The following is a 14,663-nucleotide window of genomic DNA, read 5'->3' as shown; positions in this document are numbered from 1 at the left end:
TGTTGGGTGGGACGCTCTTTTTTGGTGTTGGGTGGAAAGGGAATCCCAAAAAAGGGGGACGCGTGGGGGGGGAAGAGAAAAAAAAAAAAAAACGGGGGGGGGGGGGGGGCCCCCCCCCCCCCCCCCCCCCCCCCCCCCGCTGGCGGTTCCCGAACCGGGTCTTTGCGGACGTCGGTCACGGCAATGGCGTTGCGATGGAGCTGAGGTCGAGCTGAGCCGGATCCGGGATGGATCCGTAGACCCGAACTGGTGGTAACCGGTGGATCAGTGCGCGGCCGCGCGGGCCATCGCACCGGTCCGGCGCGGCTGCAGCGGGACGCTGCTCGCCGTGGCCCGGGCCGGTGGTGCCGGTGCGCGGTCACGGCGCGGCTGTGCGGCCACACCGTTCTGGACGTCCATCACGGCATGCGCCACGAGTCCGCCCATCGGGTCGTGCCGGATCAGGTCCCGCAGCCGGGACCTGGACGACCGCCCCTCGTTGCCGGGGTACAGGTGCTTGCCGAGTCCGACCGCGTGGGCCAGTGCGGCAAGCGCCGCGGTCCGCGGGTCCGGCGGTACGCCGGTGCGGATCGCACTGTCGAGCCGGGCTCGGATCTCCCGGCTGATTTCCGTGTCCGTCGCCTGGTAGCGAGTCGTCGGCAACACACCGCACATCTGTCCCGCGACGGCATGGACCATGCCGCAGCGCTCCAGATGAGCGAGGTAAATCTGACGGAGCCCCAGTCGGGGTCCGCCGATCCAGTGGACGGCCCGTACCGGGCTGCCGCGCCTGCGCAGCAGTTCCAGTGCGGAGTCCAGAGTCGGATCTCCTGTCGGCCGTGGCATCACCACGGCGATACGATCCCCATCAGGGGCTATCCGTCCTGCCAGAGCCAGCTCCACTAGCTGTGCCCCGGCCAGGCCGAGGTCGAGCGACTGCGGCTGCGCCGTGGTACCCGTGGCCGGGTCCAAGGCGAGCAGCAGAAGCTCCTCCGGAATTGTTCTGCGGCTCCTGCCCATCCATGCCTCCCCGCGTGGATGAGTGACAGGGTGACGCCTCTCACATTCATCTGTCGAGAGCGCGTGGCCGCTTTGTGGGGGAACCCGCAGCTATGTCGTTCTCGTCTAGCACGTGGGCGATGCCCCCGAGACGGGACACTGTTAGACATTCGGACAGCCGGACGTGGCGGCGATGGAGGAGGAACGGTGGCGGGCGAGTCCCCCGACAAGTCGGTAGATGCAGGAGCGCCGGGGGCGGCGGAGTCGTCCGCGGAGCGTGATCCGAGGCTGTCGGTGTTCCGGCCGAGGGATCCCGAGGACCGGGACGTTCGCGCCGGCGAGGCGGAGACGGAGACGGAGACGGTGGGCGGGGCCGACGCGGTTCCCGAGCCCGCGGCTGAATCCGAGTCTGCGGCTGAATCCGAGCCGGAGTCCGCGGCCGAGCCCGAGCCCGAGTCCGCGGCCGAGCCCGAGCCCGAGCCCGCGGCCGAGCCCGACTCCGCGCCCGTGGCCGAGCCCGAGCCCGCCTCCGCGGCTGAGCCCGTGGCCGAAACCGACGGTGCGCGGGATCCGCTGCGCGAGGCGGTGGCGGCATGGGTCGCGAAGGCCGACGCCGACGCGGAGACGTCCGAACGGGTGGCCGAACGGGTGGATTCCGATGCGGACGCGGATGCCGATGTGGCCGCCGATGCCGATGCCGATGCGCCGGATGCGGACGCGTCCGGGTCGGATGCCGAGGTGCGGGGGGAAGAGACCGAGGCCGCCGGGCCGGCTGTCGCGCCGCAGCGTGAGGCCGCTCCGGACGCCCGTGCCGAGGAGCCGGTTCCGGCTTCCGCTTCGGCTTCCGCTGCCCGTTCCGGTTCGGCTCCGGAGGCGAAGCCCGCGGACAGCGAGCGCACCGCCGTGTTCCGTGCGGTGAGGCCGGACGCCGCTTCCGCTTCTGCTCCGGCCGCGGAGCAGGCGAAGCCCGCGCCCGCAGTCGAGGAGCCCGCTGACAGTGAGCGTACGGCCGTGTTCCGGGCCGTGAAGCTGGATTCCGCTTCTACCTCTGCCCCGGAGCGTCCGAAGCCCGGGCCCGCTGCCGATGAGCCTGCGGACAGCGAGCGTACGGCCGTGTTCCGCGCGGTGAAGTCGCCTTCCGCTTCCGCTCCGGCCGACGAGGTGAAGCCCAAGGCCGACCAGGCCGGCAAGGGCGACAAGGGCGACACGGGCGACAAGGGTGGCAAGCCCGCGGACAGTGAGCGCACCGCCGTCTTCCGGGTCCCGAAGGTGGATGCCCTCAAGGCGGAGACCCCCAAGCCCGCCGCCCCGAAGCCGACCCTGGCGAAGCCGGCCGAAGCCAGGTTCACCCCCGCCGGGACCAAGCCCGCCGGGACGAAGCCCAGCCAGGCCGAGCCCGCCGCCGCGGAGCCCAAGGGCAGCACCTTCGTTCCGCTGCGTCCGGAGAGCGCCGCACCCGCGCCCGAGGCGCGGCAGCGGCCGAAGCTGCCCGCCGCCGTGGACCGGTCCGAGCGGACCACCCAGCAGCCGCTGCCGCCCAAGCCGCCGCTCGACATGCTGGCGGACCTCACGAACAACCCGCCCCCGCCGCCGAGCCCGATGCGCACGGCGGTCCGGCGGGTCAAGATCTACGCCCCGCTCGTCGCCCTCCTGGCGATCATCCTGGCCGTCGTACAGCTGGTGCGCCCGCTGCCCGAGCCGACGCTCGTGATGACCGCGAAGTCCTCGTACACGTTCGAGGGCGCCAAGCCGCAGCTGCCCTGGCCCACCGAGGGGCAGGCGTACATGGCGGCCGCCGGTCTGGGCACGCTCGGCCAGTCCGGCGAACAGAAGCCGGTGCCGATCGCGAGCGTCACCAAGTCGATGACGGCGTACATCATCCTGCGCGACCACCCCATAAAGAAGGGTGAGCAGGGCGAGATGATCGAGGTCGACAAGACGGCCGAGACCGAGGGCAAGAAGAACAACTCGACCGACAACGAGTCCACCCTCGACACGGTCAAGGAGGGCGACAAGATCTCGGAGTACGACGCGATCGCCGCCCTCATGATCCCGTCGGCCAACAACATCGCGCGGCTGCTCGCGCGCTGGGACTCCGGTTCCCAGGAGGCGTTCGTCAAGAAGATGAACGACACCGCCAAGGAACTCGGCATGACCAACACCACGTACACGGACCCCTCGGGTCTGGACGCGACCACGGTCAGCACCGCCGAGGACCAGGTCAAGCTGGGTCTGAAGCTGGTCGAGATCGAGACGCTGCTCGACATCACCAAGAAGCCCAACTGGGTCGACCCGTACGGCAAGAGCTGGCGGAACTGGAACGGACTGACCGGCCCCTCCGGCGCCCTCGGCATCAAGACCGGTACGACGACCAAGGCGGGCGGAAACCTGCTCTTCGCCGCGCAGAAGAAGGTCGGCAACACCAACCAGCTGATCGTCGGAGCCGTCCTCGGCCAGCACAAGCCGTCGATCATCGACACCGTGCTCGCCGCGAGCAAGCAGCTGATGGTCGCCACGCAGAAGGCCCTCGACGGCGCGACCGTCGTGAAGAAGGGCGAGGTCGTGGGCTACGTCGACGACGGTCTCGGCGGCCGGACGCCCGTCGTGGCCACCGCCGACGTGCAGGCGGTCGGCTGGGCCTCGCTGACCGTCGACGTCAAGCTCGCGAACGGCGGCGCGAAGATGCCGCAGACGGCGAAGGCCGGAACCGAGGTCGGCATGCTGACCGTCGGCGAGGGCGCCAGCCAGGTGAAGGTGCCGGTGGCGCTGCAGAGCGACCTCGCCGCGCCGGGCATCGGCAGCAAGCTGACGCGCGTCGGCTGACATCCGGTGAGAGCGTGGATCCGGCGCCCCGGGCAACCCCGGGGCGCCGGGGCGCGTCTTGGCACCCGGGACGTGTGCGGGTGTGGACTCATGTGTTGGGGAGAGCGGCAGTGACCACTGCTGAGCAGCAGGGCCGGCGTCAGGAAGCCATCCCGCCGGCCGGCGGCGGGGATGCCGAAGGGGGCTCCGGGGTACCCGAGCCGCCCGCCGGCCATGACGCCGCGGCCGGCGTTATACGGCCCGGCGGCCTCGCCCGGCCCGGCCCGACAGGCTCCGGCTCCGGTTCGGATGCCGACGCCGACGCCGATGCCGAGGCCGAGGCCGAGGCCGACGCCGGTGCCGGTGCCGGTGCCGGTGCCGATGCCGATGCCGATGCCGAGCCCGTCGGCCCGCTCCGCGCCGGCCTCGGCTGGGCCAAGCGCCACCCCGTGGCCGTCGCCACCGCCCTCGCCGCCGTGCTCCACGTGGTCTGGTTCTTCAGCTTCGCCAACAGCGGCGGTGACCTCGCCGCGCAGGACGCCTGGGCCGAGTTCGTGGGCCGCCATCCCGACTCCGCGTACAACCTCGCCTGGTACGGCGGCATGCACCCCGTCTCGTACAGCGTGGTCTCGCCCTACCTCATGCACATGCTCGGCGTCCGCACCACGATGATGATCGCGGGCACCGTCTCGGCCGGCCTGCTCGCGCTGATCCTCACCCGCTGCCGCGGCGCCGTGCGCGAGCCGCTGTGGCCCGCCCTCGCCGGGGTCTACGGGCTGCTCTGCAACGCCCTGTCGGGCCGCGTCACCTTCGGCCTCGGTGCGATGTTCGCGCTCGCCGCGGTCGCCGCGGTCTTCTGCTGGCCCCGCAAGTGGGCGCAACGCCGCTGGTCCAAGGCGGCGGTGGCGGCCCCGCTGGCCGGGCTCGCCACCGCCGCCAGCCCCGTCGCCGGCCTGTTCCTCGGGGTGATCGCGGCCGCGCTGTTCCTGAGCCGGCGGCGCCCGGGTGCGTACGCGCTGGGGCTGGCCCCGGTGGCCGTGGTCGGACTGTCGGCCTGGCTCTTCCCGTTCTCCGGGACGCAGCCGATGAAGATCGGTTCGGCCGGGCTGCCGTTCGTGTTCGCGCTGCTGATCCTCTTCCTCGTGCCGAAGCGGTGGAAGACGGTCCGGATCGCCTCCGCCGTCTACGCCCTCGGGGTCTTCCTGACCTGGGTGATCGACTCCCAGGTCGGCTCGAACGTCACCCGGATGGTGATGCTGTTCGGCGGGGCCGTGCTGCTCGCCGCCCTTGCGTACGAGCTCCCGCGCTCGCGCCGCTGGTACGGGGTGCTGCTCGCCTGCGTCGGGCTGAACGCCTGGATCACCGCCAACAGCATCACGGACATCATCCGCACCACCCCGGTGGCCGCCTGGAACCGGGAGCTGGCCCCGCTCGTCGACCAGCTGCAGAAGGCGGGCGCCGACCGCGGCCGGGTCGAGGTGGTCCCCGCCAGCAGCCACCGCGAGTCCTCCGCCTTCCCCTCGTACGTGAACCTCGCGCGCGGCTGGAACCGGCAGGCCGACCTGGAGCGCAACCCGCTCTTCTACGACGACACCCTCACCGCCGAGAGCTACCGGGCCTGGCTGGAGCGCTGGGCCGTGCACTACGTGGTGCTGCCGGCCGACAAACCCGACTCGGGCGGGGAGGACGAGGCGAAGCTCGTGCGCGAGGGGCTCCCGTACCTCCAGCAGGTGTGGGGCGACGCGAACTGGCAGCTGTTCAAGGTCCACGAGCCGACGGACCTGGTGGCCGGACCGGCGGCCGTGGTGCGGGCGAGTGCCGACCGCCTGGTCATCGACGTGAAGAAGCCCGGGCGGGTGCTGGTGCGGATCCCGCACTCCCCGTGGCTGGGGCTGGTGGACGGGGCGGGCAAGCCCGTGCCGCCGCCGCAGGAGACCTTCGCGTCGAAGGCGCGCGGCGCGAGCGGTGAGGGCGGGGCGCTCCGCAAGGAGTACGCGAACACGGCCGGATGCCTCTTCAAGGCGGCCCCGGACGACAGTGGAGACGTGTGGACGGAGCTGCTGGCTCCGGCGCCGGGGGAGTACCGGGTGGCGGCGAAGTACCAGCTGCCGCGGGGGACGCCCTGCCCGGAGGACCTGGTCCACCAGACGCTGGGGCAGCCGAAGCTGCCGGCTCCGCCGCGCCGGTGATCCGGAACCCTTGACCGGAATTCTTTGCATGCCGGTCCGGGTGCGTTGGTCCGTATATATGCATACGATCCCAGTAGTCCGATTGGGTGCCTCCCGAAGGAGTTGACGACGGGATGAACAAAGAGCAGAAGCGCGACGTCCGGACGGCCATCGCGAAGGCGCAGGAGCCGGTGCAGCCGCCGCGTACGCCGGGTCACGGCTTCGACGGTCCGGTACGGAGCAAGGTCAAGGGCGGGCTGCACACGAAGGCCGCGCTCAAGCGGGCCGGCACTCCGCAGGGGGACCGCATCGGCGAACGCACCAGTGGCCTGAGCTAGCCGGCTGAGTCTGAGTCGACCTGTCACTGGACGCAGCCCTTCCGGTTCCGGCCGGAGGGGCTTTTTTCCGTCTGCGACTGTTCGCCGGGTGGTGGCCGGAGAATCGTTACATCACCGACGGAACACCCACATATGCCCCCCGTAGCGTCATGGCCGTCCCGTCCGCCCGCATCCCCGCACGGAGTACGCACGCCATGGCCAGCCCCCTCGCCCCCGCCCGCCGCGCCCGCGATACCGGCTGCCGGGCCCGCCGCCGGACCGGCCGTACCGTGGCGGCCGCCGTGCTCGCCGTCGCGGTCTCCGGGGGCCTCGTGGCCTGCGCCGGCGGCGGGCCGAAGCTGCCGCCGGACCCCAGAGTGGGCAGCACCGCCGCCCCCGCCCTCGCGCCCGTCGCGGACGCCGCCCCGGCGCTGCCGCCGTCGAGGCCGACGGGTATGAAGATCGACGCGGCGGGCGTGGACGCGAAGCGGATGGTCGACCTCACGGTGGACCCGGTCTCCGGGGAGCTCGGCGTGCCGAACGCCGACACCGACGCGGACAGCCCCGGCTGGTGGACCGAGGGGGTCACCCCGGGCGAGAAGGGCGTCTCCGTGCTCGTCGCGCACTTCGACACCGGGCACGGGCCGGCGCTGATGAAGGACGTCAAGAAGATCAAGCTCGGCGATGTGGTGGAGGTGCCGCGTGAGGACGGGCGGACGGCCAGGTTCAGGATCCGCGAGATCGCGGACGTGAACAAGGAGGACTTCCCGACCGACAAGGTCTACGGGCACACCGACCGGCCCGAGCTGCGCCTGCTGACCTGCGGCGGCCCGCTGAAGGACGGGCACCGCACCAACAACGTCATCTTCTACGCCGACCTCGTGGCCTGATCGGGTCCCGGGTGCGGACCCGCCCGATCCGCCCGATCCCGCCGACCACACGCGGAGACGGGCGCACTACCGTGAGCTGACCGGGGAACCGTGAACGGGGGACGCGGAACACGGGACGGGGAACGGGGAACGGGGACCATGAACGACGACGAGCGCGTCACCACCGGCATGCGCACCGGCACCGGCACAGCCATGCGCGCCGGCACCGGCGCGGCGATGCTCAGCGGCAGCGGCGCGGCCGTGCCCACCGGCAGCGGCGCAGCGATGCCCAGCGGCAGCGGCAGCGGCACCGGCACCGGCAGCCCGGCGGAGCCCCGCCGATGAGAGCGCGGCCACCGCGCCCGCGGCTGCCCGCCTGGACCTCCACCCTGATCTGGAAGGCCGCGGTCTTCATCACGCTCATGTGCTGCGGGCTGGCGGCGCTGCTCGGCGTCCTCGTGCACCGCGCCATGACCCACCAGACCGTCGGCACCGCCCGCGAGAAGGCGCTCACCAAGCTGGAGCGGACCATCAGGGCCTACGAGACGGGCGCGCGCCTGCCGCGCGGCGAGGGCATCGACCCGGTCGGCCTGCCCCCCGAGCTGCGCACCCTGGCCGTCGGCGGCAAACGCGGCACGGCGCTCGGCGAGCACCGCGGCCGCGCCGCCATGTGGGCGGCCGCTCCCGCCGAGGAGGGCACCGCGATAGCCGTCTCCGTGGACTTCCGTGCCAGCGAGCAGACCATCGCCGATCTGGACCGGGCCATCCTCGGCTCCTCGGGACTCGCCATCGGCGTCACGCTCCTCATGGGCGCGTTCGGCGTCACCCGGATCACCCGGCGGCTGCACCTGACCGCACAGGTGGCCCGCCGGATCACCGCTGGCGACCTGGACGCGCGGGTCGACGACAGCGCGCGGAACAAGGACGAGGTGGCGGCGGTCTCCCGGGCCCTGGACACCATGGCCGCTTCGCTCCAGGACAAGCTCGAAACGGAACAGCGGTTCACGGCGGACGTCGCCCACGAGCTCCGCACCCCGCTCACCGGCCTGAACGCCGCCGCCGAGCTGCTGCCGCCGGGCCGCCCGGCCGAGCTCGTACGGGACCGGGTGCAGGCGATGCGCTCGCTGACCGAGGACCTGCTGGAGATCTCCCGGCTGGACACGCGCAGCGAGCGCGTCGAGCTGGACTCGCACGACCTGGCCGACCTGGCGGCACGCACCATCCGGGCCTCCGGCGCCGACACGGTCCTGGAGGTGATCTCCTCGCCGCGGGTGGAGACGGACCGGCGCCGCCTGGAGCGGATCCTGGGCAACCTCGTGGCCAACGCGCACAGCCACGGCGCCGCCCCGGTCACGGTCACCGTGGACGGCCGGACCCTGACCGTGACCGACGAGGGTCCCGGCTATCCGGAGTACCTGCTCGCCAGCGGCCCGCAGCGGTTCCGTACGGAGGGCACGAACAAGGGCCACGGTCTGGGCCTGACCATCGCCGTGGGCCAGGCCCGGACCCTCGGCGCCACCCTCGCCTTCCGCAACCGGGAGACGGGCGGCGCCGAGGCCCGCGTCACGCTCCCAGCGCCCGCAGCACCGGAAGCAACTGCGCCTCCTCGGCGTCGAGATGAGCCTCCAGCTCGCGGCTGAGCCGCTCCACCCGCTCACCGAACCCCGCACCGTCCGGCGCGTCCAGCGCCCGCACCAGCTCCTGCTGGAGCCGCGCGATGACGCGGTGCTCGGCGTCGAGCCTGCGGAAGAACTCCCGCATGTGGGGGTGCTGTTGCTCCAGGTACGGGAAGAGCCCGGCGTCCTCGCTCTTGTGGTGGAACTCCAGCGAGTGGCAGAACGCGAGGCAGTGCTGGCGCAGTTGCAGCCCGAGCGGCAGCGGCCCGCCCCCGCTCGGCTCCTCGCGCACGCGTTCCCGTACGAGCTCCCGTACGAGGGCCAGCTGCGCCCGCAGCCACCCGTGCACGTCGAGCAGCTTCCCGGCGATCCCGCCCTCGCCCGCGGCCGCCGCGTGCGTCCGCTGGAGCGCCACGACGGGGATCACCCTTGCGGTGCGCGCCTGGTACTCCCCGTACCCGGGCTCCTCGCGCACCACGCGCGCGAACAGCTCGTCCCGCCGCGCCCCTTCGGCGGGCACGGCGACGGCCTCGTACTCCTCGGTCCCGGTCTCGACCTGTACGAGGGGACGCGCGAGCAGGTTGTGGTACCAGGCGGGATGCCGGTCCGCCCCGGCGGCGGAGCCGACGACGAGCAGGTCCCCGCCGTCGTGGCCCGCGTCGCGCAGGAACCCGAGCGGGACGGTGTGCGGCTTCCCGGACCTGGCTCCGGTGGTGGTGAGCAGGATCAGCTCGGACCCTTCGAAGGGCCCGCCGACGCGGCCGGCACGGGACCTGAACTCATCAATGACAGTGCGATTGAACGAAGATGACACGGAGTGTAAATATCCTCACGGTGTGTGCGTGCGATGGCAGCGGCAAAACCGAGGGAGATCACCCGTAGCCGGCGGCGTAGACGCCCATGGGCCCGGTCCTTCGAGAACAGGTGCCTGCCCAACCACCGCCCGGCCCACATCTCAGTAGGCGGCGTCACGCGACACGCAGCCCATGTAACCACAGAGCGACGAAGGACCCCCAACCGTTTCCGACTGGAGGTCCTCGAAGTGTGCCCTCGGCAGGATTCGAACCTGCGACACCGGCTTTAGGAGAGCCGTGCTCTATCCCCTGAGCTACGAAGGCAGGGATCTGTGGGAAAACGTGTAGGAAATCGGGGTGAACCCCGCGATGTCAGACACGTCGTCCCAGGATCTTGCGCGGTGCGCAGCCAGGGCTGCGCACCGGCGCCAGTGTAGCGGGTGGGGGCCGTAGGTTGCTGTCGGATTAGGGGGATGTGATCTTGTGGCGGCGCGGTGAGGCCCGGGGCCAGCAGCGAGCTCCGCTGGCGGGACCGCGCCGGCCGCGGCGCAGTCAGGCAGATGGGCCCGCAGCCTTGGCGAGGGAGATGGCGGGAAGCAAGTCGGCCTCCTTGTCCCCCAGGCAGTGGCGCACACCTTCGACGACGATTTTCCACACGGAGCCGAGGCGCAAATTCGCCTCAACAGATCGGGCACTGCTGAAGACGAGATGGCGGCAACGAAGATGAGGTAGATGTACGGCGGGTAGTGCGCAGGCCGGCCGGCGTTGCCGGAGGTCTTCCGCGGGAAGACCTCCGCGGCCACCTCGTACAGAGCTGGGTTGGCCACGAGGAACGCCAGACGCTCGAGGTCCGGGATGTTGCGGGCCTCGGCTCCTTTGGGCTCGGGCCGGAAGCCGACGGGACTGAGTGCATCCTGCGGGACGGCGCCGAGGATCCAGTCCGGTTCCTTCTTCCTCGGCTTTCCCTCCCTCCCCGGATTGGTCCGGGCGCGCTTGGAAGCATTGGCTGGCATGCGCCGACTGGGGGCCGCAGGTTTCACAGGATGCCGTCCTCGGTGGTGAGGGGGCGCCACTGGTAGTCGGCGAGTTGCGCGGCCCGGTCAAGGGACGACAGTCCGAAGCGCAGCGCGACGTCAGCGATCTGGCCGGTAGCGTCGAGGACCTTCCCGGCGAGCCAGCTGGAGACGTCGCGTGGTCTTGCGGATTTGCCATCGGGAGCGGTTCCGCTGCTGCGAACGATCTCACCGAACGCCGTGCAGACACTGGCCTGCCTGCGGTAAGCGGGGGAATTCGCGATCGTGGCCAGGGCGCGTGGGGCGCCACACTGCGCGGTCAGGCCGCTGATGAAGTCCGAGCGTAGACGCAGCACTTCGCGAGCCCAGTCATCGTCGAGGGGGCAGTAGCGGGCGGTGACATGCGTGGCACCCAGCGCCCACACTCGGGTGTGCCCAAAGTCGAGGTCAGTGGTGCTGGTGAAACCGATCTCGCTGGTGTGCAGCCCGGACAGAAGGAGCCCGAGGACGGCGGCGTGCCGTGTCTGAGGCATGCCCCGTTCGGCGTGGAAGCGCAGCGCGTCGATGTCGCTGTCGGACAGGACGCCGGTGGGACGCAGTGCGGAACGGGGGATGAGAGGCAGGTCGAGCAGTGGGGCCCGGGTGGTCAGGTCGAGCCGGCGCGCTTCCACGAAGAGGGCGTCGATGCCCGCTTTTCGGACCCGGCGGGTGCTTTCGGCCGGGATGGGAATCATCCGTCCGTGGCGGTCGTGGCCGGGAGCGTCGATGAACCCTTGAGCGACGTTATCGCTGATGTCGTCCAGGTGGGTGAGTGCAAGGGCCGTGGCGTACAGCAGGAGCCGTTCAGAGGTGGTGATGTAGGACTCGGCGGTCTGGGGGCTGAGGGTGCCGGCCCGTGTTCGCAGGTCCCATTCGTGGACGACTTTACGGAGGGCTGAGCGGAGGGTGGCCCTAGCCATGCAGGCCTCCAGCGGGGTGGCCGGGCCCTGACCACGACGTACTCATGATCACGGTATTCGCGGAAAAGTATGGGGAGCGCGGTTCAGTCGCGCTACGGTGGTTGATGGCTCTCGCCTTGGGTGAGGGCACGCCAAAGCCCCCTCTCTCGCGGGCGTATGCCTCACGGGGAAGTGTCGGGTTGCGGTGGGGGGTCCGAAGGTGTCTGCACCGGCCAAGGAGAAGGACGCCTCCGGACCCAGTCTTTAGACGTTCGTCGGCTGCCTCCTCAGGGGCGCGGCAGTGCTCATCTGGCGTGCCAGAGAGTGCGCGTTGAGCCATTCAGCCCGGTCCATGGCGGCGATGTCAGCCAGGTTCCAGGGGGTCAGGAGTGCGGCGTTCAGGACCTCGCCGTGCTTAAGGAAACGGTTCCGCATCGCCGACAGAGTGGTGACCGGTCCGGTGAGGTGGTCGTGCAGGGCAGCCGCTTCTTCGGGGGTCAGATGACACACGTCACCCAGGTCGAGCTGCCCGGCCAGGAGCTTCCCTGCGTCGTGGTCGTGGTACGGCTGCCCTGAGCTGTTATCGGCGGCGCGGCGAGGACCGGGAACGCCGGTGGTCGTCTCCGTGTGCTTGTCTTCCTGATGGCCGGAGCAGCGCTCGTCCTGGCCGGCCCCGGATTCGTACTCCGTGTGGTTCGCCGGGGAGCTATCCGCATCCGAGGCGGGTGTCTGCTCGCCCGCCTCGGGAACGTCCTGCCGAGTCTCGGCTTGTTCCGGTTTCAGCTGCGCTTCGGGTTGACCGTCCTCGGCCCTGGAGGCGGGCTCTGCCGCGTCTGCGTGCCACCTGATGTACCCGTCGGCTTCCTCAAGGAGAAAGCCGGTTGCGGTCATCAGGTCCAGGAGCCGGTCGACGCCCTGCTCATGGCCTGCTGTCTTGACCTGCCTGAGGAACTGGAGCCGTAGTCCGGCGCGCAGCCCGGCGCCGTCCGCGAGGCGTTCGCGGGCGGCGCGGACGAACCAGAGTCCCTTCCAAGCGTCGTGCAGTGCCCGCTGGCCTTCGTCCAGGCTTACTGACCAGGCGCGCGCGACAGCGACACCCTTCTTCGTGGCACGGTAGGTACCCCGAGGGGGAACGCGCTCGGCCAGCTCGCAATCCAGCAGGAACTTCATCGCGATTCCGACTTGCCACGAGCCGATGTACGTGCGCTCCTGGATGTCTCTGACATGGCAGGGCTGGGGCATGGACCCGAGGGTCTTGATGATCGCGATCTGCCTGTTGACCGGAACCCTGAAGTGAGGCAGCGGTTTGGCTGGTTCGGAAGCTGCCGAATGACTGCTGGCGGTGGGCACGGGTTCCTCCTGGGACATGCGCGTGGGCGGCGCTTGCGCAGCGTAGCCACCGCAGTCTTCCTCCGCAGGAAACTGTCGATCTTGCACGGCATCGCAAAGCTGCCTGTTTACGGGCCAGTTGACCAGCACGTCCTCGACTCCGGCAGCGCAGCCTGGCGAAGGTGGAAGCAAGGGTGCATGCGTCAACGGTAGTTAACGACCATGCAGCGATCGTGAATGCTGGCGATCTCTGCAGTGGCTCTGAAAGCCGTGCTTGGTCCGGGTCGGCTGAGGCTTGCCCGGTAGTCGGCCGAGGAGATGCAGGGCGAGAGGGGCATCTGTATCACGCTGGCAGTAGGAGCGTGTTGCCCGTCTTCCAGCGCCAGGATCCCGGTCCGGTTCGGCCGAGCCCTGGCAGTGCACCTGGGTACTGCGTCCGGGTAGGGGCCATGACTCCACGCCGCGTGGTGGGGGCTGCGCGATACCCGGCCGGACGCGTCCACAGCATGGGCAGCAGGCGGCATGTGGGCTGCTTGCGACTCGGAGCTGTTCATGACAGGGAGGGAGTCGGTACACGAAATCACGCGCAGTCCTTTCGATGGTTCCCTTCACCAGGGGGTGCTACATCAGTAGCATGGGCGGGGTGGGTACGCATGGCGAGCGTGACTCCGCCACACTTGTCAGGTGCCTGGAGGAACGAGACGTGCGAAAAGGCCGAACGAGTTCGTGGGCGGCGGCGAGTGGCCGCATGCCGTGATGCAGGCGCACCGTGGAGCCCTCGTCGCCCAGGCCATCGCCCGCGCGCTTTCCGAGGCCATGGCGGAACGGGGTATGAGCGCCAACGCGCTCGCCCGCAAAAGTGGCGTCAACCGCCAGGTGATCGCGAACGTCCTCAACGGCACGGTCTGGCCGGACATGCTGACCGTGGTCGATCTGGAGGGCGCGCTGGGCGTGATGCTGTGGCCCGTTCACGTGGAGTGGCGCATCCCTGCGCCTGGCGAGGCTCCCGAGGGCTACAACGATGTAGTGGATGGGTCGTCTTCCGCAGGCTCGAGCGCATCGGATGGCGTTGGGTAAGCAACGGCGCCAGATCGCTATTGACGGTCGGATGTGGCGGTAGTGGGTGATGAGAGCCCCGCCCAGACTGCTCGCCTGGCAAGCTCAAGGGGATCAACCGCATCTGCGTCCCGGGCAGCCCACATCACGCCAGCATCGTCTGGCACTCCTCGCACCGCCGCACCGTCTGCCGCACCGTGTTTCCCTCCGTCGCGGTCGCCAGGTAGCTGCTGCTCAAACCGGTCCCAGAGGCCGGTCGGAGGTTCACCTCCCAAGCCCACCCTCACGTCGTATTAGGTGTCCACACGGTAGACGATCTTCCCGTCGAACTCCGCGAACCCCAACGACTTGTAGAAGGCGCGCGCGCCGGGGTTGTCGCGGTCCGTCATCCACTCGACCCGACTGCATCCGGGACGTGCTGAGGCCAGGGCGCGGAGCTCGTCCATAAGGCGGGCGCCGACGCCCTGGCGGCGAAGGGTGCCGCGGACATAGAGCTCTTTCAGGAAGAGAGAGTGGGAGGAGCCGGCTGCCGGCCAGAGGAACGAGTAGGCGGCGAGCCCGACGAGATCACCGGCCTCGTCCTCGACCAAGAGAGCGGACGCCAACGGCGGGGAGCCGAAGAGCGCCTCCTCCACCTGGGAGCGGCGCTCCTGGAGCGGCTGGATCTCGGTCGACCCGTAGAACCGTTCGATCTCCTCGATCAGATCGGCCACTGCCTCGGTGTCGCGCCTCTTGGCGGGGCGGATCGTCACGGTCATCGACATCTCCTGTCGCTCTTTCATC

12 protein-coding genes and 1 tRNA gene are annotated in these 14,663 nt (G+C 70.4%); 7 read left to right on the top strand and 6 right to left on the bottom strand.

The window, feature by feature from the left end:
* Positions 1-264: 264 nt before the first annotated feature.
* Positions 265-999 (bottom strand): GOLPH3/VPS74 family protein, encoded by a 735-nt coding sequence (locus ACZ4VT_RS12575; protein WP_030390041.1) that lies wholly within the window; start codon positions 997-999, stop codon positions 265-267.
* A gap of 186 nt (positions 1,000-1,185) precedes the next feature.
* On the opposite strand from ACZ4VT_RS12575, the gene ACZ4VT_RS12570 reads away from it, so the two are divergent.
* From ACZ4VT_RS12570 to ACZ4VT_RS12545, 6 genes are all read left to right on the top strand, one after another.
* Positions 1,186-3,801 (top strand): D-alanyl-D-alanine carboxypeptidase family protein, encoded by a 2,616-nt coding sequence (locus ACZ4VT_RS12570; RefSeq protein ID WP_467948948.1) that lies wholly within the window; start codon positions 1,186-1,188, stop codon positions 3,799-3,801.
* A gap of 110 nt (positions 3,802-3,911) precedes the next feature.
* Positions 3,912-5,969: an MFS transporter gene (locus tag ACZ4VT_RS12565; RefSeq protein ID WP_467948946.1), complete on the top strand. Its 2,058-nt coding sequence runs from the start codon at positions 3,912-3,914 to the stop codon at positions 5,967-5,969.
* Between the two features lie 113 nt (positions 5,970-6,082).
* Positions 6,083-6,286 carry a hypothetical protein gene (locus ACZ4VT_RS12560; RefSeq protein ID WP_467948944.1) on the top strand — a complete coding sequence of 68 codons (204 nt, stop codon included), beginning with the start codon at positions 6,083-6,085 and terminating at the stop codon, positions 6,284-6,286.
* 194 nt (positions 6,287-6,480) lie between these two features.
* On the top strand, positions 6,481-7,155 hold the full coding sequence (locus ACZ4VT_RS12555; protein WP_467948942.1) for a sortase domain-containing protein: 675 nt from the start codon (positions 6,481-6,483) through the stop codon (positions 7,153-7,155).
* 138 nt (positions 7,156-7,293) lie between these two features.
* Positions 7,294-7,479 (top strand): hypothetical protein, encoded by a 186-nt coding sequence (locus ACZ4VT_RS12550; RefSeq protein WP_467948940.1) that lies wholly within the window; start codon positions 7,294-7,296, stop codon positions 7,477-7,479.
* Positions 7,476-8,774 carry an ATP-binding protein gene (locus ACZ4VT_RS12545; RefSeq protein WP_467948939.1) on the top strand — a complete coding sequence of 433 codons (1,299 nt, stop codon included), beginning with the start codon at positions 7,476-7,478 and terminating at the stop codon, positions 8,772-8,774. Before ACZ4VT_RS12550 ends, ACZ4VT_RS12545 begins: the two co-directional genes overlap by 4 nt.
* Here the strand turns inward: ACZ4VT_RS12545 and ACZ4VT_RS12540 are convergent.
* The 4 genes from ACZ4VT_RS12540 to ACZ4VT_RS12525 form a co-directional block, all read right to left on the bottom strand.
* Complete coding sequence (locus ACZ4VT_RS12540; protein ID WP_467948938.1) at positions 8,698-9,564, bottom strand: nitroreductase/quinone reductase family protein; 867 nt, start codon at positions 9,562-9,564, stop codon at positions 8,698-8,700. The two genes, ACZ4VT_RS12545 and ACZ4VT_RS12540, sit on opposite strands and share 77 nt — an antisense overlap.
* 231 nt (positions 9,565-9,795) lie before the next feature.
* Positions 9,796-9,868, bottom strand: a tRNA-Arg gene (locus tag ACZ4VT_RS12535).
* A 712-nt stretch (positions 9,869-10,580) separates the two neighbouring features.
* Positions 10,581-11,516: a hypothetical protein gene (locus tag ACZ4VT_RS12530; RefSeq protein WP_467948936.1), complete on the bottom strand. Its 936-nt coding sequence runs from the start codon at positions 11,514-11,516 to the stop codon at positions 10,581-10,583.
* A gap of 243 nt (positions 11,517-11,759) precedes the next feature.
* Complete coding sequence (locus tag ACZ4VT_RS12525; RefSeq protein ID WP_467948934.1) at positions 11,760-12,845, bottom strand: hypothetical protein; 1,086 nt, start codon at positions 12,843-12,845, stop codon at positions 11,760-11,762.
* Positions 12,846-13,508: 663 nt separating this feature from the next.
* Here ACZ4VT_RS12525 and ACZ4VT_RS12520 point away from each other — a divergent pair.
* On the top strand, positions 13,509-13,901 hold the full coding sequence (locus ACZ4VT_RS12520; protein ID WP_467948932.1) for a helix-turn-helix domain-containing protein: 393 nt from the start codon (positions 13,509-13,511) through the stop codon (positions 13,899-13,901).
* Between the two features lie 272 nt (positions 13,902-14,173).
* Here the strand turns inward: ACZ4VT_RS12520 and haaN are convergent, their stop codons facing one another.
* Entirely contained in the window at positions 14,174-14,662 is a 489-nt protein-coding gene (haaN, locus tag ACZ4VT_RS12515; protein WP_467948931.1) for a cyclophane-containing RiPP N-acetyltransferase HaaN, read from the bottom strand.
* Position 14,663 lies beyond the last annotated feature (1 nt).

Source organism: Streptomyces sp. NPDC029164 (assembly GCF_055563995.1).
The sequence above is the reverse complement of the archived record's forward strand: the minus strand, read 5'-3'. Positions and strand labels throughout refer to the sequence as shown.

What these genes read in the sequence shown, in the direction of transcription:
- ACZ4VT_RS12575 (WP_030390041.1), bottom strand. Translation starts at nt 999, where the DNA reads ATGGGCAGGAGCCGCAGAACAATTCCGGAGGAGCTTCTGCTGCTCGCC.
- ACZ4VT_RS12550 (WP_467948940.1), top strand. Translation starts at nt 7,294, where the DNA reads ATGAACGACGACGAGCGCGTCACCACCGGCATGCGCACCGGCACCGGC.
- haaN (WP_467948931.1), bottom strand. Translation starts at nt 14,662, where the DNA reads ATGAAAGAGCGACAGGAGATGTCGATGACCGTGACGATCCGCCCCGCC.
- ACZ4VT_RS12560 (WP_467948944.1), top strand. Translation starts at nt 6,083, where the DNA reads ATGAACAAAGAGCAGAAGCGCGACGTCCGGACGGCCATCGCGAAGGCG.
- ACZ4VT_RS12555 (WP_467948942.1), top strand. Translation starts at nt 6,481, where the DNA reads ATGGCCAGCCCCCTCGCCCCCGCCCGCCGCGCCCGCGATACCGGCTGC.
- ACZ4VT_RS12530 (WP_467948936.1), bottom strand. Translation starts at nt 11,516, where the DNA reads ATGGCTAGGGCCACCCTCCGCTCAGCCCTCCGTAAAGTCGTCCACGAA.
- ACZ4VT_RS12545 (WP_467948939.1), top strand. Translation starts at nt 7,476, where the DNA reads ATGAGAGCGCGGCCACCGCGCCCGCGGCTGCCCGCCTGGACCTCCACC.